We start from the raw sequence: 789 nt of genomic DNA, 5'->3' as shown, positions 1-789 counted from the left end.
CAGGGTCGGCCGGACGGGTGGGCGGCCTACCCGGCGGGCGTCCTGGGGGCCCTGCGTGCCGAGGGGTACGCCGTCGGGGGCGCGGACCTCCAGGTGGACGGCGACGTGCCGATGGGCGCCGGGCTGTCCTCCTCCGCGGCCCTGGAGTGCGCGGTCGCCCTCGCCCTCGACGGGCTGTACGGGCTCGGGCTCTCCCTGTCGGGGACCGCCCGGATCTGCCGCCGGGCGGAGAACGACTTCGTCGGCGTGCCCTGCGGGATCATGGATCAGATGGCCTCGATGTGCTGCGCGGACGGCCACGCGCTGCACCTGGACACCCGTGAACTCACGTGGCGTCAGGTGCCGTTGAGGCTGGAGGAAGCCGGGTTGCGGTTGCTGGTCGTCGATACGCGCGTGCGGCACGCGCTGGGCGACGGCGCCTACGCGGCCCGGCGCGCGGGGTGCGAGGCAGGGGCGCACGCACTGGGCGTCCGCTCCCTGCGGGACGTGCCCCACGGGAGGCTGGCCGACGTACTGGACCTGCTGCCGGACCCCGCGGTGCGCGGGCTCGTCCGCCATGTGGTGGCCGAGAACGAGCGGGTGCGGCAGGTCGTCTCCCTGCTCGACGCGGGCGACATCCGCGCGGCCGGTCCGGTGCTCACGGCCGGACACGCCTCCCTCCGCGACGACTTCGGGGTGTCCTGCCCGGAGCTCGACCTGGCGGTCGCGACCGCGAACGAGGCCGGGGCGGCGGGGGCACGGATGACGGGAGCAGGGTTCGGGGGCTCGGCGGTGGCGCTGGTGGACGAG

Annotated in this window: 1 protein-coding gene; it reads left to right on the top strand. The window is 75.9% G+C overall.

The features are described 5' to 3' along the window. On the top strand, positions 1-789 hold a 789-nt coding region (locus K6I34_RS37620), incomplete at both ends, for a galactokinase (protein ID WP_229332495.1).

Source organism: Streptomyces sp. UNOC14_S4 (assembly GCF_020740835.1).
Taxonomy (GTDB): Bacteria; Actinomycetota; Actinomycetes; order Streptomycetales; family Streptomycetaceae; genus Streptomyces.
Note: the sequence above shows the minus strand (reverse complement) of the source record. Positions and strands in the feature narration are given on the sequence as shown.